At 72.1% G+C, this 22,350-nt stretch carries 14 protein-coding genes; all 14 read left to right on the top strand.

The features are described from left to right. Positions 1-558 (top strand): FHA domain-containing protein (locus tag ASE20_RS25395; RefSeq protein WP_225869010.1); only part of this gene is annotated, 558 nt, incomplete at its 5' end. Next, a complete protein-coding gene (locus ASE20_RS02475; RefSeq protein WP_056892920.1) occupies positions 558-2,066 on the top strand; it encodes a serine/threonine-protein kinase in 1,509 nt (502 codons plus the stop codon). The genes ASE20_RS25395 and ASE20_RS02475, both read left to right, overlap by 1 nt. Further along, the gene (locus ASE20_RS02470) at positions 2,063-8,230 is read left to right on the top strand and encodes an Ig-like domain-containing protein (RefSeq protein ID WP_056892919.1); all 6,168 of its coding nucleotides are present in this window, start codon (positions 2,063-2,065) and stop codon (positions 8,228-8,230) included. Before ASE20_RS02475 ends, ASE20_RS02470 begins: the two co-directional genes overlap by 4 nt. A gap of 44 nt (positions 8,231-8,274) precedes the next feature. Beyond that, a complete protein-coding gene (locus tag ASE20_RS02465) occupies positions 8,275-9,246 on the top strand; it encodes an AAA family ATPase (RefSeq protein WP_056892918.1) in 972 nt (323 codons plus the stop codon). Beyond that, positions 9,243-10,529 (top strand): DUF58 domain-containing protein, encoded by a 1,287-nt coding sequence (locus ASE20_RS02460; protein ID WP_056892917.1) that lies wholly within the window; start codon positions 9,243-9,245, stop codon positions 10,527-10,529. The genes ASE20_RS02465 and ASE20_RS02460 overlap by 4 nt, the downstream gene beginning before the upstream one ends. Further along, on the top strand, positions 10,526-12,994 hold the full coding sequence (locus ASE20_RS02455; protein ID WP_056892916.1) for a transglutaminase-like domain-containing protein: 2,469 nt from the start codon (positions 10,526-10,528) through the stop codon (positions 12,992-12,994). The genes ASE20_RS02460 and ASE20_RS02455 overlap by 4 nt, the downstream gene beginning before the upstream one ends. A gap of 109 nt (positions 12,995-13,103) precedes the next feature. After that, a complete protein-coding gene (locus ASE20_RS02450) occupies positions 13,104-14,033 on the top strand; it encodes a hypothetical protein (protein WP_056892915.1) in 930 nt (309 codons plus the stop codon). Positions 14,034-14,048: 15 nt separating this feature from the next. After that, positions 14,049-15,044 (top strand): hypothetical protein, encoded by a 996-nt coding sequence (locus ASE20_RS02445; RefSeq protein ID WP_157538379.1) that lies wholly within the window; start codon positions 14,049-14,051, stop codon positions 15,042-15,044. Positions 15,045-15,110: 66 nt separating this feature from the next. Then, complete coding sequence (locus ASE20_RS02440) at positions 15,111-16,469, top strand: lipase family protein (protein ID WP_056892913.1); 1,359 nt, start codon at positions 15,111-15,113, stop codon at positions 16,467-16,469. Positions 16,470-16,562: 93 nt separating this feature from the next. Beyond that, positions 16,563-17,390 carry an esterase/lipase family protein gene (locus ASE20_RS02435; RefSeq protein ID WP_162260979.1) on the top strand — a complete coding sequence of 276 codons (828 nt, stop codon included), beginning with the start codon at positions 16,563-16,565 and terminating at the stop codon, positions 17,388-17,390. After that, on the top strand, positions 17,387-18,169 hold the full coding sequence (locus tag ASE20_RS02430) for a lysophospholipid acyltransferase family protein (protein ID WP_056892911.1): 783 nt from the start codon (positions 17,387-17,389) through the stop codon (positions 18,167-18,169). Before ASE20_RS02435 ends, ASE20_RS02430 begins: the two co-directional genes overlap by 4 nt. A gap of 5 nt (positions 18,170-18,174) precedes the next feature. Further along, entirely contained in the window at positions 18,175-19,788 is a 1,614-nt protein-coding gene (locus ASE20_RS02425) for an AMP-binding protein (protein WP_200952681.1), read from the top strand. Next, a complete protein-coding gene (locus ASE20_RS02420) occupies positions 19,785-21,242 on the top strand; it encodes a WS/DGAT/MGAT family O-acyltransferase (protein WP_056892909.1) in 1,458 nt (485 codons plus the stop codon). Before ASE20_RS02425 ends, ASE20_RS02420 begins: the two co-directional genes overlap by 4 nt. A 67-nt stretch (positions 21,243-21,309) precedes the next feature. Further along, positions 21,310-22,332 carry an alpha/beta fold hydrolase gene (locus tag ASE20_RS02415; protein ID WP_157538378.1) on the top strand — a complete coding sequence of 341 codons (1,023 nt, stop codon included), beginning with the start codon at positions 21,310-21,312 and terminating at the stop codon, positions 22,330-22,332. Positions 22,333-22,350: the final 18 nt, after the last annotated feature.

Below are 22,350 nucleotides of genomic sequence, written 5' to 3'. Positions count from 1 at the left end.
CCGGCACCCGCGCCGGCACCCGCGCCGGCACCCGCGCCGGCACCCGCGCCGGCACCCGCGCCGATCCCGGCACCCGCCCCGGTCCCCGCCCCAGCGACCGTCGCCGCCGACCCGTCGTCCGACCACGACGGCCGCACGATCACCCCCGCCCAACTGCAGGCGCTGCGCGCCAGCCAGGCCGTCGCCGCCCCGGCGACCACGCCGCCGCCGCGTCCCCTCGTCGCCCTCGAGCTGTCCACCGGCCGGGTGATCGCGGTCCGCCGCCGGGTGCTGATCGGCCGCAGCCCGCGGGTCCAGCAGGTCGGTGGCAGCGCCAACCTGCCGGCGCTGGTGACCGTCGACGACCCCTACGTGTCGAGCACCCACCTCGAGGTGTCCTCCGACGGCATCCGGGTCACGGTCACCGACACCTCGACCAACGGCACCCTGCTGGCCCGTCCGGGCCGCACCCCCGTCCCGCTCGACCACGGCGTCGCCACCGAGGTCGGCCTCGGCGACGTCCTCACCCTCTCCAAGGGCCTGACCGCCAAGGTCGTGCCCGCCGGAGGCGACCACTGATGAACCAGCAGACCAACCAGCAGATGAGCCAGAACGCGCCCCAGATCCCCGGCTTCCGCTTCATCGACCACATCGGCGAGGGTGGCTTCGCCGACGTGTTCCGCTACGAGCAGGAGCTGCCGACCCGGCAGGTCGCCATCAAGGTGCTGCGCAACAGCAGCGACACCGCGGCGCTCGAGCTGTTCCGTGCCGAGGCCAACGTGATGGCCCAGCTGTCCAACCACCCCTCGATCGTGCCGATCTACCAGGCCGGGGTGAGCTCCGACGGACGTGCCTTCCTGGTCATGGAGTTCTGCCCGCCGCCGCACGTCGCGCAGCGCTACCGCGCCCAGCCGCTGGCCGTCGGCGAGGTGCTCGACATCGGTGTCAAGATCGCGAGCGCCGTCGAGACCGCCCACCGGGCCGGGATCCTGCACCGCGACATCAAGCCCCACAACATCCTGACCAGTACCTTCGGCGTCCCGCTGCTGACCGACTTCGGCATCGCGTCGGTCGTCGGCGAGGCCGGCGCCGCAGGCCAGGGACTGTCGATCCCGTGGTCACCCCCGGAGGCGCTCACCGCCGACAGCCACGACGTCCGCAGCGACGTCTACTCGCTGGCCGCGACCCTCTACTCGCTGCTCATCGGCCACCCGCCGGTCGAGCGCCGCGACGCCCCCAACGACAACGCCAGCCTGATGCACCGCATCGAGCGCGGCCAGCTCACCCCGCTGCGCCGGCCCGACGTGCCGGCGTCCCTGCTCGACGTGCTGCGCCGGGCCATGTCCGTCGAGGTCGGCAAGCGTCCCGTCTCGGCGATGGTGCTCGGTCGCCAGCTGCAGGACGTGCAGATCGAGCTGCGCCAGTCGCCGACCCGGCTCGAGGTCATGGACGCCTCGCCGTCGGCGCTCAGCGAGGAGCACCCCAACGACGCCCGCACCCTGGTCCGTCCGGTGTCGGTCATCATCCCGGCCGCGGTGAGCGCGCGGCCGCACCCGGTGGCGCCGGAGGTCGACGACCGCACCCGCGTCCCCGGCGCAGCCCCGGTCGCGACCGGCGGGGGCACGGAGGGCGCCACTCCGCCGCGTCGTACCGACGACGGGGGTCCTGGCCGCGGCGGACGCATCGCCGTGGGTGTCGTCGCCGCGCTGGTGGCCGCCGGCATCGGCTTCGCCCTGCTCGCCGGCGGGTCCGACGACGAGGACCCCCGACAGGGCCCGATCCACGGCGAGGGCCCGGCCGATCCCCACAAGGCGATCGACGTGCCCGAGGCGCCCGTGGTCACGGTCTCCCACCGCGGCAACCGGTGGACGTTCAGCTGGGCCCAGGAGAAGCCCCGGGAGGGTGACGAGTTCAAGGTGGTCATGACCGGCGACGGCTACGAGGACGCAGAGCCCGACTGGACCCGCGACAGCAGCCGCACGATCACCGTGCCGCGCGACGCCACCGTGTGCGTCCAGGTCTCGGTGTCGCGACCGGGCAGCCAGGTCTCGGAGGCCTCGGCCCCCAAGTGCGGGGTGGGGCAGTGAAGGGCCGGTGGCGCCGTACGGCGTCGGGCACTGCGCTGACGGTCGCCCTCGGGTCGCTCGTCGTGCTCGCGTGGCAGCACGACGGCAAGCCGTTCACAGAGGTGGACCTCAACGACGGCGGCGTCTGGGTGACCAACGAGGAGCTGGCACTGACCGCCCGGCTCAACCCCCAGATCGAGGAGCTCGACCTCGGCGTCGACGCCGGGACCCGGGAGTTCGACGTCATCCAGCGCGCCACGAGCGTCTACCTCGACGACCAGACGTCCGAGCGCGGGGTCAAGGCGGTCGACGTCGCGATGGCGAGCGCCGGCGAGGCGACCTCGCTGCCCACCGGTGCCGTGGTCGCCCACGGCGGTGACACCTTCGTCGTCGTCGACCCGCGCAGCGGCAAGGCCTGGGTGCGTCCGGAGAGCAGCTTCAGCAGCTTCTCGGCCGACGCGACCGAGCCGGTCGCCTCCGACGCGGTGACCGCAGCGGTCGGCACCGACGGCCGGGCCTGGGTCCTCGACCGCGACGGCGGGGCGACGCCCTTCACCCCCGACGGCGAGGAGGTGTCCTCCGGTGACACGGTCGACCTCGCCGACGGCGACATCGGCCGCGACGAGAAGCAGCTCCAGCTGACCGTCGTGGGCGAGGAGCCGGTGCTCTTCGCCGCCACCACGACCGAGCTCTACGTCCCCGACGCCGACCCGATCCCGGTCGACGCCGCGGACCCGACGAGCGTCCGCGTCCAGGAGCCGTCCGACGAGCGCTCAGTGGTCAGCATCGCGACCAACGACGGCCTCTACGCCGCCGACCTCGACGGCGGGCACCTCGAGCGGATCAGTGAGGGCGACGTCAACGGCACGCCCGCCCCTCCGGTCTACCTCAGTGGCGCCCAGTGCGTGTACTCCGCCTGGTCGGACCCCTCCTCCCCGCACAACTACCTCCGCGACTGCGCCGACGACAACGACGACGACCCGGACCCGATCCAGCACATGCAGGAGGGTGCGGACCTGAGGTTCCGCGTCAACCGCGAGGTCGTGGTGCTGAACGACGTCCGTACGGGTGACGCCTGGGTGGTCCAGAACCCCGGCAAGGCCAAGGCCGACAACTGGCCCCAGGTCGAGCCGAAGAACGAGAACAAGTCCAAGCTGAAGAAGACGACCGAGGAGATCCCCGACCAGGAGAACCGTCCGCCGGAGCCCAACGACGACGAGCTCGGCGCCCGGCCCGGCCGGTCGACGGTGCTGCCCGTGGTCGCGCTCAACGACCACGACCCGGACGGCGACATCATCCGGATCGTCCGGCAGGAGGTCATGAGCGGACCGGACGTCGAGGTGAAGATCGTCGGCGGTGGCACCCAGCTGCAGGTCGCCGTCAAGGCCGAGGACCGCGGCGTCGCCGTCATCCGCTACTACGTCACCGACGGGCGGGTCAGCGACAAGCCCTATGCCACCGTGCGGCTGAAGATCATCGGCAACGGCGAGCACACCGCGCCGAGGTTGATGGACGACCGCAAGCAGGCGCAGGAGCTCACGGTCACCCGGAGGGCGACGTCGAGCTACTACCTGCTCGCCGACTTCTACGACAAGGAGGGCGACGACCTCACCCTGCTCGACGCGCGGGCGCGCGGCGGCGGCGTGGAGTACCGCCCCGACGGCACGATCACCTTCACCGACACCGGGGTCGTCCCGTCGGTCTCGGAGATCGAGTACACGATCAACGACGGCTACGACGACTACGTCGGCAAGCTCAAGGTCAACGTGGTCGGCGAGACCGCGCCGCCCGAGCTGGTGCCGGACCTGAGCTCCGGCGTCGCGAACACCCAGGTCGTCGTGCAGCCACTGGCCAACGACCGCAACCCCGAGGGACGCGAGCTGACGCTCAAGAGCGTGCGCGTGGTCGGGGACGCCGCCGGCACCGAGATCTCGAAGGACCTCGAGTCGGGCACCTTCACCTTCAAGGCGACCCGTGCCAAGCCGTACTACCTCGAGTACGCCGCCTACAACTCGTCCGCGACGGCCACCGCCCAGGTGCGCCTCGACATCGAGTCGCCGCCCAAGAACAACCGGCCGCCGGTCGCGGTGCGCGACAAGGTGGTCGTCTCCCCGGGCGCCACGGCGCAGGCCGACCTGCTGCTCAACGACCTCGACCCCGACGGCGACGTGCTCGTCGTGAAGCGGATCGACCGGCCCGTCGGCGCCGGCGTCAAGGTCTCGCTGGTCGACAAGCGGCTCGCCGTGGTCAGCCTGACCGACGACCTCTCCGAGCCGGTGACCGTCGAGTACCTCGTCTCCGACGGCCGCAGCCCGACCACCGGCCAGCTGGTGATCTCCCAGCGGCCCAACAGTCAGGCCAACCGGCCGCCCGTCGCCAACAAGGACCAGGTGACGGTGCGGGCCGGGTCGGTGACCACGATCCCGGTGCTCGCCAACGACTCGGACCCCGACGGCGGCAAGCCGCGGCTGATCCAGGACGACCTCGACCTCGAGGACCAGGACCTCGACATCTGGGTCGCCGGCGACTCGCTGCGGCTGCGTGCCCCCGACAAGCCCGGCAACTACTCGGTCGTCTACGGCGAGCGCGACGCCGACGGCCTGCGGGCCTCGGCCGAGGTCAGCATCTTCGTGGTCGAGGACTCCGCCCGCAACAACCACGCGCCGCTGCCGCAGCCGATCATCGACCGGGTCATCACGGGTCGCCCGAAGGTGATCTCCGTCGACCTCGTCGGCGCCGACCCCGACGGCGACTCGGTGGCCTTCCACAGCTTCCTCTCCGCGCCCTCGCTCGGCCGGATCCTCGACACCGGCGTCGACTGGATCCGCTACGAGGCCTTCGAGGGCAAGGCCGGCACCGACTTCTTCCAGGTCCGCGTGCAGGACAAGTACGGCGCCACCGGCGTCGCGGAGGTCCGCGTCGGCGTCGTGCCGGAGGAGGAGGTCAACCAGCCCCCGGTCGCGCTCGACGACACGGTGCTGGTGCAGCCCAACCGGACCATCGCCTACGACGTGCTCACCAACGACGTCGACCCCGATGACGACCCGCTGCGCATCGAGGAGCTCAACGCCAACCAGAAGGCGAACCACGAGAACGGCTTCGTCGAGGTCCGGGTCGGCAACGCCCCGGAGCAGGGCAGCACGCCGATCAATGTCGGCTACACCATCGAGGACGCCGCGGGCGCCCGTGACAGCGCGATCCTGAAGATCGTGGCGAGCCGTGACGCGCCCTTCTACTCCCCGGTGGCCCGCGACGACGTGGCCGAGCTCGGCGACATCATCGGTCGCGACCCGGGGGAGAGCGTGGAGATCCCCGTCCTCGACAACGACCTCGACTTCGACGGCGCCAAGGCCGACCTGCACGTCACCGGCTGCGACGCCGGCAAGGGCGGCGACTGCAAGGTCGTCGAGGGCGACACGACCGTGCGGGTCGAGCTCAAGGCCCAGGACCAGGTCGTGCTCTACAAGCTCGACGACGCGGACAAGGAGTCCGCGTCGACGTACGGCGTCATCTACGTCACCGGCACCGACAACGTGCCGCCGCAGCTGACGACCGACGAGGACAAGATCCCCGTCGAGGCCACGGCCGGTGAGCCGATCGTCTTCGACCTCGCCGACCTGGTGATCACGCGCGCCGGGCGGCAGCCGCTGATCGTCCCCGACCCGTTCCCGACCTCGATCTACGGCTCGGTCGACAACGTGCCGGGCGAGCCCACCTCGCTCGAGTTCACCCCGGCCCGCGGCCGGGTCGGGCCCGCGTCGGTCAGCGTCACCGTCACCGACGGACGCTCGCTCGGGGAGAACGGCGCGCTGAGCTCGCTGCTGACGATCCCGATCGACATCAAGCCGGTCGGCAACGTCGCCCCCACGATGCGCGACGCCGCGGTCGACGTGACCGCCGAGGGCGACGGCGCCGAGGTGGACCTCGAGGGCCTGACCCGCGACGCCAACGACGACGACCTCGCCTCGATGACGTACTCCATCACCTCCGCGCCCGACGGATTGGACGCCAAGATCGACGGCGAGGGCCACACCCTGTCGATCGAGGCCTCCGGCGCCAAGGTCGGCGAGGTGCTCGACGTCGAGGTGGCGGCCGATGACGGCCACGGCGGCACGGCCACCGCCGTGGTGAGCGCCCGGATCGTCGGCAGCGACATCCCGGTGCTGCAGATCCCCGTCCTCAACGTCGCCGCCGACGAGGGCGAGGAGACCACGGTCGACCTCGCGGAGTCCGCGGTCAACCGCTACCCCGACCCGACGATCGAGGCGAAGAACCCGCTGATCGAGGGCAACGGCAAGCTGCGGGGCCTCAAGGCGCACGGGTCGAAGGTGTCCTTCACGCCGACCGACACCGGCACCTCCACCATCAAGGTCACCGTCTCGGACGCCTCGGGCGACGCGAGCCGCGACGTCACGGCACGCATCAACGTCACCGTCATGGATGTCCCCGACGCGCCGGCCCAGCCCACGCTCTCGACCGTCGAGGCGTCGTCGGCGGTGCTGTCGTGGGTCGAGCCGAGCGCCAACGGTGCCCCGATCAAGGGCTACGAGGTCGAGGGCTCGCACGGCTTCAAGCAGTCCTGCCCGCGGACCACCTGCCGGCTCGACGGGCTCACGCCGGGCGACACGTACACCTTCACGGTGCGGGCCGAGAACTCCGAGGGCTGGGGCGACGAGAGCCCCGCGTCGGAGGAGATCACCCCCAACGAGGCGCCCGACGTGATGGCCGCGCCGACGATCGTGGTCGAGTCGAAGCCGACCGGCTCCAAGATGGACGGCCAGCTGACGCTGCGGTGGACCCCGCCCCACAACGAGGGCTCCGAGATCCTTACCTACGAGATCAAGGAGGCGGGCAGCACCCACGTCTGGGAGGCCGACGGCAACCAGACCTCCCACACGATCACGGGGCTGTCCAACGGCACGTCCTACGCCTTCGAGATCCGGGCGGTCAACCTGGTCGAGCCGAAGCGCGAGTTCTCGGGTCCGTCGCGCGCGGTGGCGCCCTTCGGCGTCCCGCTGCCCTCCGGCACCAAGCCCGGCCTGACGGCCAGCGAGGCCGACAGCTTCAACTCGCGGGCCTGGATCAAGATCGACTGGTCCAGCTGGTCGCAGCCGCAGACCAACGGCAACGCGATCACGCGCTACGTCATCCACTGCTCCGGCTGCTCGTCGTCGACGTTCTACGCCCAGCCGGACGAGACCTCGAAGCAGTTCGACGAGAGCAACGGCATCGTGAAGGGCCGGAACTTCACCTTCACGGTCGCGGCCCAGAACGACGCGGGCGTCAGCAAGGACAGCCCGTCGGTGACCGGCCGGCCATGGACCAAGGCCGGACCGGTCCAGGGCCTCGAGGTCGCCCAGGAGTCGCCCGACGACGGGATCGCGCTGATCGGCTGGAACCCGCCCGCCGACGACGGCGGCCTGCCGATCGATCACTACGCCGTGCAGACCGAGAACGGCGCGGTCCACAACTTCGGCAGTGCCCCCGGTCCCGGCGGTGCGCCCGTCGACTTCGGCGACAACGACCCGCACTCGGTCCGCGTCTGGGCGGTGACCAGCAACAACGGGAGGCCGGTGGACGGCCAGGAGAGCTCGCTCTACGACATCAGGACCTGGGGGAAGCCGGGGACGCCGACGGCATCTCCGACCAGCAGCTACGACTGGTACCACATCTCGTTCCGGATCTACGCGGGCGATGCCAACGGCAAGAAGGTCACCGGCGTCCAGTGGAGCCCCAACGGGGTCGACGGCTGGACCGACCACAGGTCCGGCGACACCTACTCGGCCGAGGTGGGCGAGGGAGGCGCGTCGAGCACCGTCTACGTGCGCACGGTGTCCGAGGCCTCCGGCGACCGGCAGTACAGCGAGGTCATCCCGCTCTCCGGCACGTCGATGCCGAAAACCCTGACGGTGTCCTTCGGCAGGAACGACGGCTGCGGAAGCCTCGGCGCCGGGCAGCAGTGCACGATCTACGTCGAGGGCCGCGGCTTCCCGCACAGTGAGCAGCCGCTGGGGGTCTCGCTCGCCGGCCCCGCCGCCGTGGACCCGTCGAAGTGTCCGGTGATGAACCCGGGGGTCAAGGAGAACTTCGACGTCTACGTCGGCGGCTCCAACGACTGCAAGTTCACCGGATCCGGTTCCGTGACCGTCAACGCGAGCGGCGTCTTCGCCTCCGACTCGCGGTAGCGCCCCTCCGCCTCCGCGCTCCTCGCTCCACCGAAAGGACATCCATGTCGCTCAGCACCGAACAGACCGAGTGGTTCTCGCAGACCTTCGCCCAGCTCGTCGCCAACGTCGAGCAGGCCATCGTCGGCAAGACCGAGGTCGTCCGGCTCGCTTTCGTCACCCTCCTCGCGGAGGGGCACCTCCTCCTCGAGGACTACCCGGGCACGGGCAAGACCTCGCTGGCGCGGGCGATCGCCCAGACGATCCAGGGCGACCACCACCGGATCCAGTTCACGCCGGACCTGCTGCCGAGCGACGTCACCGGCGTGACGATCTTCGACCAGCGCAGCCAGGAGTTCGAGTTCCACAAGGGCCCGATCTTCTCCAACGTGGTCCTCGCCGACGAGATCAACCGGGCCTCGCCGAAGACCCAGTCGGCCCTGCTCGAGGTCATGGAGGAGAGCCAGGTCACCGTCGACGGCGTCACCCACATGGTGGGCCAACCGTTCATCGTGATCGCGACCCAGAACCCGATCGAGCAGGCCGGCACCTACCGCCTCCCGGAGGCGCAGCTCGACCGCTTCCTGATCAAGGCGACGCTGGGCTACCCGGACCACGAGAACACGGTGCAGATCCTCACCAACGCGCCGAAGGGCAAGGCCGCCACGGTCCTCAACCCGATCATCAGCGGCGACAACGTGCTGCACCTGATCTCGCTCGCCCAGCAGGTCCACGTCGAGCCCGCGATCTACGAGTACGTCGCCAGCATCACCGAGGAGACCCGCAACGCCTCCGAGGTCGTCCTCGGCACGAGCGTCCGGGCCGGCCTCGCGCTGGTGCGCGCCGCCCGGGCCTGGGCGGCGTCGTACGGCCGCAACTACGTCGTGCCCGACGACGTGAAGACGCTCGCCGTCCCCGTGCTCGCGCACCGCATGGTCCTCGACCCCGAGGAGGACTTCCGCGGTACGACGACCGAGGACGTCGTGCGCCGCGTCCTCGAGCGGATCTCCGTCCCGCTGGAGCCCGCCGCACGATGAAGGACCCCCGCTCCTGGGCGTCCGGCCTCCGCCGGACGCTCACCGACCTCTCCCGGCGCCGCCAGGCGGTCACCGGCTCGCTGCGCGACAAGGTCGGCACCCGTACCCAGCGGCTGCGGTCCGCGCTGGCGCCGGTCACCGAGACCGTCACGCCCGCGGGCTGGGTGGTTGCGCTGCTGGCGATCGCGCTGGTGGTCGCCGGACCGGCCCTGCACTGGGGCGAGCTGGTCGTCGGGGGTGTCTTCCTGCTGGTGGTGCTGCTGCTGGCGGTGCTCTTCGTGGTCGGCCGGCAGCCGCTGTCCGCGCGCCTCGACCTGGCGCGCGACCGGGTGATCGTGGGGGAGCGGGCCAACGGCTACCTCACCCTGTCCAACCCGACCGGCCGTCGTTCGCGACCGCTCGTCGTGGAGTTCCCGGTCGGGGCGGGCAAGGCCGCCTTCGACCTGCCCGCGCTTGCGCCTGGTGCGATGCACGAGGAGCTCTTCGCGATCCCGACCGCGCACCGTGCGGTGCTCGACGTGGGTCCGGTCATCGCGGTCCGGTCCGACCCGCTGGGCCTGCTGCGCCGCGAGCGCCGGCTCAGCGACCTCGACATGCTCTACGTGCACCCCAAGACCCTGCGGGTCGAGGGTTCGGCCGCCGGCCTGGTGCGCGACCTCGAGGGCCGCACGGTGCCGAAGGTGTCCGACAACGACGTCTCCTTCCACGCCCTGCGCGGCTACGTCCCGGGCGACGACCGGCGCCACATCCACTGGAAGTCCAGTGCCAAGACCGGCACCCTCATGGTCCGGCAGTTCGAGGAGACCCGGCGCTCGCACCTGCTGACGATGGTCAGCTCGCGCCTGGAGGACTACGCCACCGACGACGAGTTCGAGCTCGCGATCTCGGTCGCCGGCTCGCTCGGCACCCAGGCGATCATGGACGGCCAGCGTCTCAGCGCGGTCGCCTCGCACGCCTCGATCCCGGCGACCAGCAACCAGCGCTTCCTCGACGGCCTCTCCGGCCTGACCTACGACTGGAAGGCCCGTCACCTCGTCGACGTGGCCCGCCACCTCAGCGTCGACGAGCTCGCCGCCAGCGTCGTCGTGCTCTGCGTCGGGTCCGGCGTCAGCATCACCGAGCTGCGCAAGGCGCGGCAGTACCTCCCCGTCGACATGCGCGTGATCGCGGTGCGTTGCCTGGTCGGCCACGAGCCGTCGGTGCGCTGGTTGGGCGACCTCGGCGTCGCGACCGTCGGTCGGCTCGAGGAGCTCGGCATCGCCGTACGACGGGTGGCGGCATGACCACCGTCCCGCCGGCCGGCCAGCCGCTGGGCCCCCGCCCCAGCGGGCCGCCCGTGCGCGACAGCAGCAACAGCAGCAGTGCGCCGGTCATGGTCGTCCAGCAGCGCAAGCGCGGTCGTCGGCAGCTGCCGCCGTGGTGGCTGGCGGTGGTCGACACCGCGCTCGTGCTCGGCCTCGGCGTGCTCTGCGCCTGGCCGCTCGGCGCGGCCTACAGCGGCTCGCAGTGGCTGGTCGCGGTCGTCGTCGGCCTCGGTGTCGGGGTCGCGGTCGCCTGGCTCGGCGCGTGGCTGCGATGGGGCGCCTGGATCACGACCCTGGCCGCGGTGGCGCTCTACCTCCTCGTCGGCTCCGCGATCGTCGTCCCCGGGCGGGCGCGCAACGGGTTCATCCCGACCGCTGACTCCCTGCACGACCTCGTCGTCGGGCTGGTCGACGCCTGGCGCGAGTCGCTGACGCTGCCCGCGCCGCTCGGCGAGAGCGGCACCGTGATGATCGTGCCGCTGGTGACGGGCCTGGTGGGCGGACTGGCCGCGGCCGTCCTCCTGTGGCGTTCGCGCTGGCCCGGCGCCGCCGGCCTGGTGCTGGCCCTCGTGCTGGTGCTGTCGTCGGCGTTCGGCGACATCCGTGCCGACGCGGCGCTGGCCCGCGGGCTCGCGATCGTCGCGGTCGGCGTGATCTGGCTGCGCTGGCGCTCCCAGCGCGACGTCCGCGTCCGCTGGGCACGACGCATCGGCGCCACCCTCGCGGTGGTCGGCGTCGCCGCCCTGGCTGCGGGTGGCCTGGGCGCCGCGGGCGACACGAGTGCCCACCGCGTGGTGCTGCGCGACCACGTCGACCCGCCGTTCGACCCGCGCGACTACCCGAGCCCGCTGGCGAAGTTCCGCTACTACAAGAAGAGCGACGTCCGCACCGACACGACGCTGTTCTCGGTCACCGGACTCGAGAGCAAGATGCTGGTCCGCCTGGCCGTCATGGACACCTACGACGGTGTGGTGTGGAACGTGTCGGGCGGCCCGGACTCGGTGCACGACTCGGGCACCTTCCGCCGCTTCCGCAACGACCCCGACACCGAGCTCAAGGCCACGATGCACGGCCAGGTCACGATCGGTCAGTACACCGGGGTGTGGGTGCCGAGCGTGGGCGAGACGCTGTCGATGACGCCCATCCGCGACGGCAGCCCCGACGACACCATTGCCTCGGAGCTGGTCATCAACCGGTCGACCGGCACCGTCGCCCAGATCGGTGGTGTCCGGTCGGGCACGACCTACCAGATCGACGCGGTGGCGCCGCCGACCTACTCCGACGAGGAGATCGCGGTGATGGTGCCCGACGACTCCATCACCCTCCCGCGACCCGCGATCGTCCCCGAGCAGCTCGTCGACCGGGTCAACCGCTGGGAGGTCGAGGACAAGTTCGGCGGCGGCACCGGCGGCGAGCTCGCCATCTTCCTGCGCGACGCCTTCCAGTCGAACGGCTTCTACTCCGACGGCATCGACGACTTCACCCCGTCCGGCCACGGAGCGAGCCGGCTCGCGGTCCTGACGAAGACCGCGAACCCGGTCGGCAACGACGAGCAGTACGCCGCCGCGATGGCGCTGATCGGGCAGGAGATGGGCCTGCCCATCCGGGTGGTCATCGGCTTCGAGGTGCCCGCCGGCGGCGGTGAGGTGCGCGGCGAGGACGTGCACGCCTGGACCGAGGTGAAGTTCAAGGACCACGGCTGGGTGCCCTTCAAGCCGACGCCGCCCGAGGACAAGAAGCTCCGGCTGCCCAACGACAAGCCCAACGAGGAGCCGCAGCCGCAGGTGCTGCAGCCGCCGCGGATCCCCGGCGAGCCGCAGGAGGCCGACGACAACCTCCAGCAGGGCGACGGTGAGCGCAGCAACCTCGACGTGCTCGAGGTGCTCCTGACGGTCCTCGCGGTGCTCTTCGACGTCCTCAAGGTCCTGCTGGTCACCTCGCCGCTGTGGGGGATCCTCCTCTACAAGTTCCTGCGCCGACGGCGCCGACGGCGTGCCGAGGAGCCGACCGCTCAGCTGGCCGGGGCGTGGCGCGAGCTGGCCGACCGCATGCGGGACCTCGGCGTCCGTCCCTCGCCGGGCGCGACCCGCCGCGAGAGCGCGTACGCCGCTGCGGACCGCTACGACGTCGTCCCTGTCGTGACGCTGGCCCACACCGCCGACCGCCACGTCTACGGCGGGGATGCGCCGAGCGACGAGGAGGCCAGTGCCTACTGGGCCGACGTCGACACGGCGCTGAAGAGGATCCGCAAGGCGACGCCGTGGTGGCGCCGCGTGCTCGCGCGCTTCTCGCTGGCGTCGGTCCCGTGGCGGGCCGGCGTCGAGCACGGACGCGACCGGGCCGGCCGGATCGGTCGCCGGGTGGCGGCGCTGGGCCCGGTCGTTCGGGTCCGCACGGCCGTGCGCCGCGTCGTACGGCGCATCGACCCGCGTCGCGGGCGTTGATCGTCGCGTGGGCGGTTCAGCGCCCGCGTGGAAGGGAAGGGAAGGCGTCGTGATGAAGCGTCGTTGGTGTGTGGCCGGATCGGTACTGGCGTTGTCCACAGGTCTGGCCGTGCAACCCGTCAGCTCGTCGGCACAGGCCGGAGCGGTCGAGATCGCGAAGGTGATCGCGAACGACTCCGGTGGGATGTCGTGGACGACGGGGGCGACCTGCACCTCGTCGCCGGGCACGGGCGCGGAGCCCGAGCTGGACCTGCCGGTCAACGGTGGCTGGCGCACGGTCCACATGTCGCGCACGGGCTCGCGCTACGCCACGACGCAGATGGCCGGGACCAGCGACACCTCGGCGCGCGTGTCGAGCGACGCCCGCGGTGCGACCCGCCTCGAGGTGAAGGCGACGACGACGGCCCGGGCCACCCCGTCCTCGGCGTCGCCCGACTGCACCGTTCGCTACAGCGCGACGGGAGGCGCCGGCATCCAGGTCGCCGTGACGCGGCGCTCGTGGATCGTGGTGCGCAGCAGCGTCACGTCGCGCGGCGGGTTCGGCGGCGAGTTGTACGTCGAGGCGACCGATTCGGACTTCGTCGTCGAGAGCGTGCCCGGCAAGGGCATCACCCGCCTGGTGACCCCGCAGACCTACCAGCTGATCGGTGCGCTGGCGGCCGAGGTCGACGTACCGGCCGGCTCGGCCACGGCGCGCTCGTCGTCGGCGAGCATGGTCGCGAGCCTCGCCGTCCTGCCGGTCGGCACCCGTCGTACCCACACCGGCAACGGACGCCCCTTCGTCACCGCAGGTCACCGCAACTGCGCGCAGAACCGCACCTTGATGACGCTCACCCGGGCAGCACGCACCAAGGCGCGCTCGATCACCTTCTTCGCCGACGGACAGCGTCGTGTCGTGCTGCGGGGCCGGGCCCTGCAGCGCTCCAGCATCCTGCTGACCCGGCTCGCGCCCCGGAAGTTCGGCCTGGTGCGGGCCGAGATCGTGCTGAGGTCCGGCGCGAAGCGGGTCACGCAGTCGACCTCGTGGCCCTGTGCCTGACCGGGAAGAGCGCGGATGACGAGGATGCGCCGGACGGCCGGCGTGGCCGCTCTCGTGCTGGTCGTGAGCGGCCTGAGCCTGCGGGCCGACGCCGATCCCGACGCCCTCCGGTTCGCTGGGATCAGCGGGGGTGCCGGCATCGAGGTCTGGGACTTCTGGCCCAAGGGCGGCTCCTGCGGCTCCACCCAGGAAGCCGACGCCGACCCCCACGCCGTCGTGGCCAACGGCGGGTGGCAGGCCTCGGTGATGGACGCCTCGGGTGAGGTGGCCGGCGTCCCGGTCGGCGGGCACAGCACCAGCACCTACCGCTACAGCCGGGACCTGCGGGGAACGGCGCGGATCGACCTGAGGGTCGCGTCGAACGCCCACCTCGCCCCGGGCCCCGCCGAGCCGTGCAGCATCATCTACGAGGTCGGCGGCGCGGTCATGGTGCACGTGACCACGCGCCGCCGCTCGTGGCTCGTCGGTCGAAGCGCCGACAAGGTGACGGGGTACCGCGCGACGAATGGCGGCTACGTGGGGCTGGCCGTGTACGACGCTGCCAACCGCCGCGTTGCCCGCGCCGATGTGGGCGGGCGGGTGACCCGCCTGGTGCCGCCGGACACGTATCGTTCGGGGCTCCAACTCACCGTGCGGCTCGAGCTGCCCGCGGGAGACGGAAGTCAGCTCGAGGGGTCGCTCATCGGATCGGGAAGCATCTCGTTCATCCCGGTCGGCACGCGTCGTACCTTGACCGGGACGGGCACCGACCTGATCACGGTGGGCCACCGGGACTGCGCGCGCAACCGGGTCGCGGCGTTCTTCTCCTCTGCTGCCCGGACCCGGCTGCGCAGTGCCACCTTCGTCGTCGACGGTCAGCGCCGGGCGGTGCTGCGAGGCAGGGAGCTCCAGCATTCGTCGCTCGTGCTGGACCGGATCGCGCGGAGATCGGCGGGCAAGGTGAGTGTCCGGATGGTCCTGAGGAGCGGCGCTCGTCGCGTCACCGCGTCCACATCGTGGCCCTGCGCCTGACGCACCGTGCGATCATGAGCCGGCCGTGACGGTGGTCACGGCACTTCCACGGGAGGGTGGTGCGGCATGGGGCCGACGGCACGGACGGTACGACGCAGGCGGCTCGCCGCTCCGGTGATGGCAGCGGTCGTGGCGCTCGCCGCGACCCTCGTCCCGGGTGCGCCCGGCGCGGAGGCGACGCCGACGCCGGCGCGGGTGGTCGCGGCAGCAGCCACGCCGGACCCGTTCTTCACCTACACCGGCGCCAAGCCGCTCGCCGACTACGCGCCGGGTGCGGTGCTGCGGACCCGCACGGCGCCGTACCGGGTGACGGGCGTGCCGCTGCCGCTGACGGTCGTGCAGGTCCTGTTCCGCACGACCAACGCGCGCGGGGAGGCGGTCGCCGGGGTCACCTCGATCATCAAGCCGCTGTTCGGCGCGACGAACCGGGTCATCTCCTACCAGTCGTTCTACGACTCGCTCGACCCCGAGCACGGCCCGTCACGGGCGGTGACCGGTGCCGCGTCCCTCGGGGCGATGCCGGCGCACGTCGAGACCGTGCTGATGTCGACCTTCCTGCTCCAGGGCTACGCGATCGTCATGTCCGACACCCAGGGCCCGACGGCGGACTTCGCGGCGGGCCCCGAGTACGGCTACGTCACGCTCGACTCGATCCGCGCGACCCTCAGGGCGACGGGCACCGGCATCCTGCCGACCGCGAAGGTCGGCCTGGTCGGCTACTCCGGCGGCGCGATCGCCACCAACTGGGCGTCGGTGCTCGCGCCGAGCTACGCGCCCGACGTCAACAAGCGGATCGTCGGTGCGGCCGAGGGCGGCGTCCTGGTCCGCCCGTCGGCCAACCTCGGATACATCGACGGCTCCATGATCTGGGCCGGCGTGATGCCGATGGCGATCGTCGGCGTGGCCCGCGCCTACGACATCGACCTGACGCCGTACCTCAACGCCTACGGACGACAGGTCTACGACAAGCTCCAGAAGGCCTCGATCACCCAGGTGCTCGGCGCCTACCCGGGGCTGACGTGGAAGAAGATCACGAAGCCGGAGTACGGCGACCCGGCGAGCATCCCGGTCTTCGTGAGGACCGTGAACAAGCTCAACCTCGGGACCCGCCCGAGCCCGTCCGTCCCGATGTTCATCGGGCAGGGGACCGGCGGCGAGATCGAGGGCACCAGGGCCAGCGCGAGCGTCGGCAGGGGCGACGGCGTGATGGTCGCCGGGGACGTGCGCAGCCTGGCCCGCAAGTACTGCGCGGCCGGCACCAAGGTCGTGCACAAGGAGTACGGCCTCAGCCACTTCACGTCGGTGCCCTTCTGGCTCCCCGACGCGATCAGCTGGCTGACCGCGCGCTTCCAGGGCAAGCCGGCGGGTGACAACTGCGCCTCGATTCCGCCGGGCAACCCGCTGACGCCGCTGAAGGGGTCCTGACCCACGGCCCGCGCCGCCTGTGATCTGCGTCCCGATGCTTGCCGTTGTCGCAGGTCACGGGGATACTCGTCCCGAAACTAGAACATGTTCTACATGGGGGCGACGGTGTACGACTTCGAAGGCGAGCACAGCACGGCTGCTGCCGCGGGCGGTGGGGCGCCCGGGCGCGGGCTGATGCTGCTCGAGCTGCCCCGGTGGACGGTGGAGTACGGCGCCTCGCGGCTGCTCGACCTCGCGCACGCGGCGCTGCCCGAGCGCGACCTCGGCGGCGGCCGGCCCGTCCTGGTCCTGCCCGGGTTCTCGGCCCACGACAAGTTGACCGGCCGGCTCCGTGGGCACCTGGCGCAACGCGGCTTCGAGGTCCACGGCTGGGGGCTCGGCAGCAACCACGGGCTGACCGAGAAGATCGTCACCGGCCTCCCGCGCCGGTTCGCCGAGGTCGCCGACCGGTACGACGAGCCGGTCAGCGTCGTCGGCTGGAGCTTCGGGGGCCTGCTCGCCCGCTGGCTCGCCCACGAGCACCCCGACCGGGTCCGCCAGGTCGTCTGCCTCGGCTCGCCGTGGCGCGCCGAGGGCGAGCGCACCCGCGCCACCGGCCTGTTCGAGAGGTCCAAGGTCCGGCACGGCATCGTCGACAACGCGCGCGAGATCGTCGACCAGCTGCGCGGACCGGTGCCGGTGCCGCTCACGGCGGTCTGGTCGAGGACGGACGGCATCGTCCCGTGGCGTGGCTGCACGGTCGACGAGCAGACCGCTGGTCCGGGCCGGGCGCCCGCCGAGAACGTCGAGGTCGTCAGCAGCCACGTCGGCATGGTGGCCAACCCGCTGGTGCTCTCCGTCGTGGTCGACCGGCTCCGCCAGGACCCGGCCGCGTGGGAGCCCTTCGCCTGGCGCCACGTCCTTCCCGGCGGCGCGGCGTGAGTGCGCTCGAGCGCCGCGACCCGGCCTCCGTCGCCGCCGTGCTGCCGCTGCTCAAGCTGGCCATGAAGGCCTACTTCCGCTCGAGCGTGTCCGGCATGGAGAAGGTGCCGGACGGGGGAGCGCTCATCGTGGGCAACCACTCCGGCGGGCTGATGCCGATGGACGTGCCGATCATCGCCGTGGCCTTCGCGGACGCCTTCGGTGCCGAGCGGCCGCTCTACTGCCTGGCCCACGACATGCTGTTCACCGGCGCGGCCGGTCCCGTGATGCGCCGGTTCGGCTTCGTGAACGCCACCCGGGAGGCGGCGCACGAGATCCTGACGTCCGGCGGTGTCACCATCGTCTTCCCCGGAGGCGACTACGACACCTTCCGGCCCACGCTCAAGGCCAACGTGGTCGACTTCAACGGTCGCACGGGTTACCTCCGCACGGCGCTGCGAGCCGGCGTGCCCGTCGTCCCGGTGGTCTCGATCGGCGGCCAGGAGTCGCAGTTCTTCCTGACGCGCGGCGAGTGGATCGGGCGGCACTCTCCGCTGCGCAAGCTGATGCGGACCGACCTGTTCCCGATCGGCGTCGGCTTCCCGTTCGGTCTCGTCCCGGCGCCGTTGAACTTCCCGCTGCCGGCCAAGATCACGACCCGGGTCCTCGACCCGATCGACATCGAGGCCGAGTTCGGCCCCGACCCCGACCTCGCCGAGGTCGACGAGGTCGTCCGGGGCCGGATGCAGGACGCGCTGGCCGAGATGTCGCGCAAGCGACGCTTCCCGGTGCTGGGATGAACGCCGTGCTGCAGAGACTGCGCACCCAGCTGTGGGTCCTCAAGGTCCTGGTCAGCACCCGGATGCTGGCCCTGATGAGCCCGGCGAAGTACTTCCGGCTGGTCCGGATCCTGCGCCAGCAGGGCACCAACGCGACGACGAGCTTCGCCTTCGCCGCCGTACGACGCCCGCACGGCACCGCCCTCGTCGACGAGCGCGGCTCGCTGACCTGGCAGCAGCTCCAGGACCGCTCGGCGGCGCTCGCCTCAGGTCTCCTCGCCGTCACCGACGGTCCCGTCGAGACCGTGGCCATCCTGTGCCGCAACCACCGCGGCTTCGTCGACGCCCTGCTCGCCAACTCCCGCCTCGGCGGCAGCGCGCTGCTGCTCAACACCGGCTTCTCCGGACCGCAGCTGGCCGACGTGATGGAGCGCGAGGGCGCCCGCGTCCTCCTGTACGACGAGGAGTTCGCCGGAGTCGTCGCCGATGCCCGCGACCGGATCGACGGCCTGGTCGAGGTCCTCGGCTGGACCGACGCGCCCGTGCCCACGGGGGTCCTGAGCATCGAGGGCCTGATCGCCGCGCACGCCGGCCAGGTCCCGCCGCGGCCGGCGACCGCCGGCCGGGTGGTGCTGCTGACGTCGGGCACCACCGGCACCCCGAAGGGTGCGCGCCGCAGCGGCGGTGGCGCCGACGAGCTCGCCGGCATGCTGGAGAAGATCCCGTGGCGCGGCGAGGAGACCGCCGTGGTGGTCGCGCCGATGTTCCACGCGTGGGGCTTCGGCCAGCTGGTGATCGCGGCGACGATGACCACCACCGTCGTCACCCGCCGCAAGTTCGACCCCGAGGCCACGCTCGCCCTCGTCGACGAGCACGGCGCCACCGGGCTGAGCGTCGTCCCGGTCATGCTCGAGCGGATCATGGACCTGCCCGAGCCGGTGCTGGACCGCTACTCGCTGCGGAGCCTGCGGTTCGTGAGCGCCAGCGGATCGCGGATGAAGCCGCAGTCCGTCGTCGCCTTCATGGACCGCTTCGGCGACGTGGTGCACAACAGCTACAACGCCACCGAGGCCGGCCAGATCAGCGTCGCCCAGCCCGCCGACCTCCGGCACGCGCCGGACACCGCCGGCAGGCCGGTCCGTGGCACCCTGCTGCGGGTCGTCGACGACTCCGGCCGCGACGTCGGTGCGGACGTCGTCGGCCGGATCCTGGTCCGCGGCGCCTCGCCCTTCGACGGCTACACCGCCGGCGCCGAGAAGGACCACCTCGACGGCTACATGGTCAGTGGCGACGTCGGCCGCCTCGACAGCGCGGGCCGGCTCTACGTCGTCGGCCGTGACGACGACATGATCGTGTCGGGGGGCGAGAACGTGTACCCGATCGAGGTCGAGAAGGTCCTCGGCGGCCACCCCGCGGTGCGCGAGGTGGTGGTCGTGGGTGTGGACGACGAGGCGTTCGGCCAGCGGCTGGCGGCGTACGTCGCGCTCCACGGCGAGGTCTCCACCGACGAGCTGAAGGCGCACGTGCGCGACCAGCTCGCCGGCTACAAGGTCCCGCGCGACGTGGTCGTGCTCGACGCGCTGCCCCGCAACGCGTCCGGCAAGATCATGGTGCGCGACCTGCCGGGGATCGCGTCGTGAACGGGCCGAAGGTGCGGCCCGCCATCGAGCGGATGACGGGCTTCGACGCCGGCTTCCTCTACATGGAGACCCCGTCGGTCCACATGCACACGCTCAAGATCGCGATCCTCGAGGCCGATGACGCCCTGTCGTACGACGCCTTCGTGGGCGGCATCCTGGCCCGGCTCAAGCGGCTGCCCCCGCTGCGGCGCCGCGTGGTCGAGGTGCCCCTCGGCCTCAACCACCCGGTCTGGGTGACCCAGCGCCGGATCGACGTCGCGCACCACATCCGTCGCCACCGGATCGGCGGCCCCGACGGCACCGGCAGCATGCGCGACCTCGAGCAGCTCATCGGCATGATCGCCAGCACGCCGCTCCACCGCGACCGCCCGCTGTGGGAGCTGCACTACTGCGAGGGCCTCGAGGGCGGCAAGGTCGCCGTCGTCGGCAAGATGCACCACGCGCTCGCCGACGGTGCCGCGGCCAACGCCCTGCTCGCCAACGTGACCGACGTCCGGTCGGCGAACCCGCCGGAGGCGGTGCACGAGGAGTACGCCACCACCGACCGGCTGCCGAGCCGGTGGAACCTGCTGCGGCACGCCTGGGCCGACGCCGCCCACCAGTTCCTCGACCTGCCGGACCTGCTGCGTCGTACCGTCCTCGGGGTGCGGGGCGTGATCCGCGCCCGCCGGGCCGGCGCGAACGCGCCGGTGCCGGTCCTGCACGCGCCGCGGGTGTCCTTCAACGGCGCGCTCACGCCGCTGCGCTCCTTCGCCACCGTCAGCCTGCCGCTCGGCGAGCTCAAGCGGATCCGTGCCCAGCACGACGGCGTCACCCTCAACGACGTCGTCCTCGCCACCGCCTCGGGCGCGCTGCGCACCTGGCTGGCCGCCCACGACGAGCACCCGGCGTCCTCGCTGCTCGCCGGCGTCCCGGTGAGCACCGACGAGCGGGGAACGGTCCCGCGCCTGGGCGGCAACCAGGTCTCGAACCTGTTCACCACCCTTGCCACCGACGTCGACGACCCGGTCGCGCGACTGCGCAGGATCTCCGAGACGACCACCCACGCGAAGGAGATCCACGCCCAGCTCGGCGCGTCGATCCTGGTCGACTGGTCGCAGTTCACCCCACCGCGGCCGTTCGCCGCCGCGGTGCGCGCCTACTCCCGGCTGCGTGCTGCCTCGTGGCACCCGGCCGCCTTCTCCGCGATCGTCTCCAACGTCCCCGGCCCCCGCGAGCCCGCGGCCGTCGGGGGAGCGCGGCTCGCCGACCTGTTCAGCGTGGGCCCGCTCGTCGACGGGATCGGTCTCAACGTCACCGTCTGGTCCTACGTCGACCGGATGAACTTCTCGCTCCTCGCCTGCCCGGACCTCCTCCCGGACGTCCACGTGCTCGCGTCGTACTTCCCGGCAGCGCTGGCCGAGCTCGACCTCGAGCCGCCGGCCGACGCCTCCGAACGAAGGAACTTCGCATGATCCACCCCACCCGATTCCGCGCCTCCCCCGCTGCGCTCCTCCGTCGCACCATCGGTCGGGGACCCCGGTGACGACCCACGTCATGAAGTCCGTCGGCCGCCACGCGCTGAAGGGCTCGTTCGTCGCTGCCCGGGCCGGCGGCAAGGTGGCCGTGCACGGCGTCCGCGCCGGCATCCGTCGTACCCAGCGCTTCCCGGCGCTGCCCGACCTCCCCGAGGGCCGGTACGTCGACCTGCCGGGCCGCGGCGAGGTGTTCGTCGTCGACACCGGCGCCCCCGTGGGCCACCCGGACGCCCCGGTCCTGCTGCTCTTCCACGGGCTCGCCACCACGTCCTACCTGACCTGGTTCAGCACCCTCGGCGAGCTCCGCGCCGACCACCGGATCGTGATGCTCGACCAGCGCTGGCACGGTCGCGGCATCGTCTCCGAGCGGTTCTCGCTGGAGGACTGCGTCGACGACGCCGCGCTGGTGCTCGACGCGCTCGGCATCGACCGGGTCGTCGCGGTCGGCTACTCCATGGGCGGCGCGCTCGCCCAGACCTTCTGGCGCCGGCACGGCGAGCGGACCGCCGGCCTCGTGCTGGCCTCCACCGCCGCGTGCTGGAAGGAGAACCTCGGCGACGCGATGTTCTACCCGGTCCTCGGCGCGGCCAACGCCCGCTTCCGCCACCGCTACCGCGCGCGGGTCCAGCAGGTGCGCTCGTCGCTGGCCGACGTCGCCGTCGCCGGCGCGGAGATGTCGACGTGGGCCTGGGCGGAGTTCCGCTCGACCAGTGCCTGGGCGATGCCGGAGGTGCTCGGCACCCTCGGCGGCTTCGACGCCCGCCCGTGGCTGGGCGAGATCGACGTGCCGACCGCGGTCGTCGTGACCGCCCGCGACCACGCCATCGCGACCGCCCGCCAGCGCGCGATGGCCGCCGCCATCCCGGGCGCGACCGTGCACGAGGCGCCCGGTGGGCACGCCTCGGTGGTCTTCGACGTGCAGCGCTGGCGGCCGGTCTTCCTGGCCGCCGTCGCCGAGGTCGTCGAGCGCAGCGCCGGTTCGTCGGTCGAGCAGGGCGAGCAGGGTTCCGCGTCGTTGGTCGAGTAGGGCGAGCCCGTATCGAGA

Origin of the sequence: Nocardioides sp. Root240 (genome assembly GCF_001428825.1) — a bacterium.
Classification (GTDB): Bacteria; Actinomycetota; Actinomycetes; order Propionibacteriales; family Nocardioidaceae; genus Nocardioides.
The sequence above is the reverse complement of the archived record's forward strand: the minus strand, read 5'-3'. Positions and strand labels throughout refer to the sequence as shown.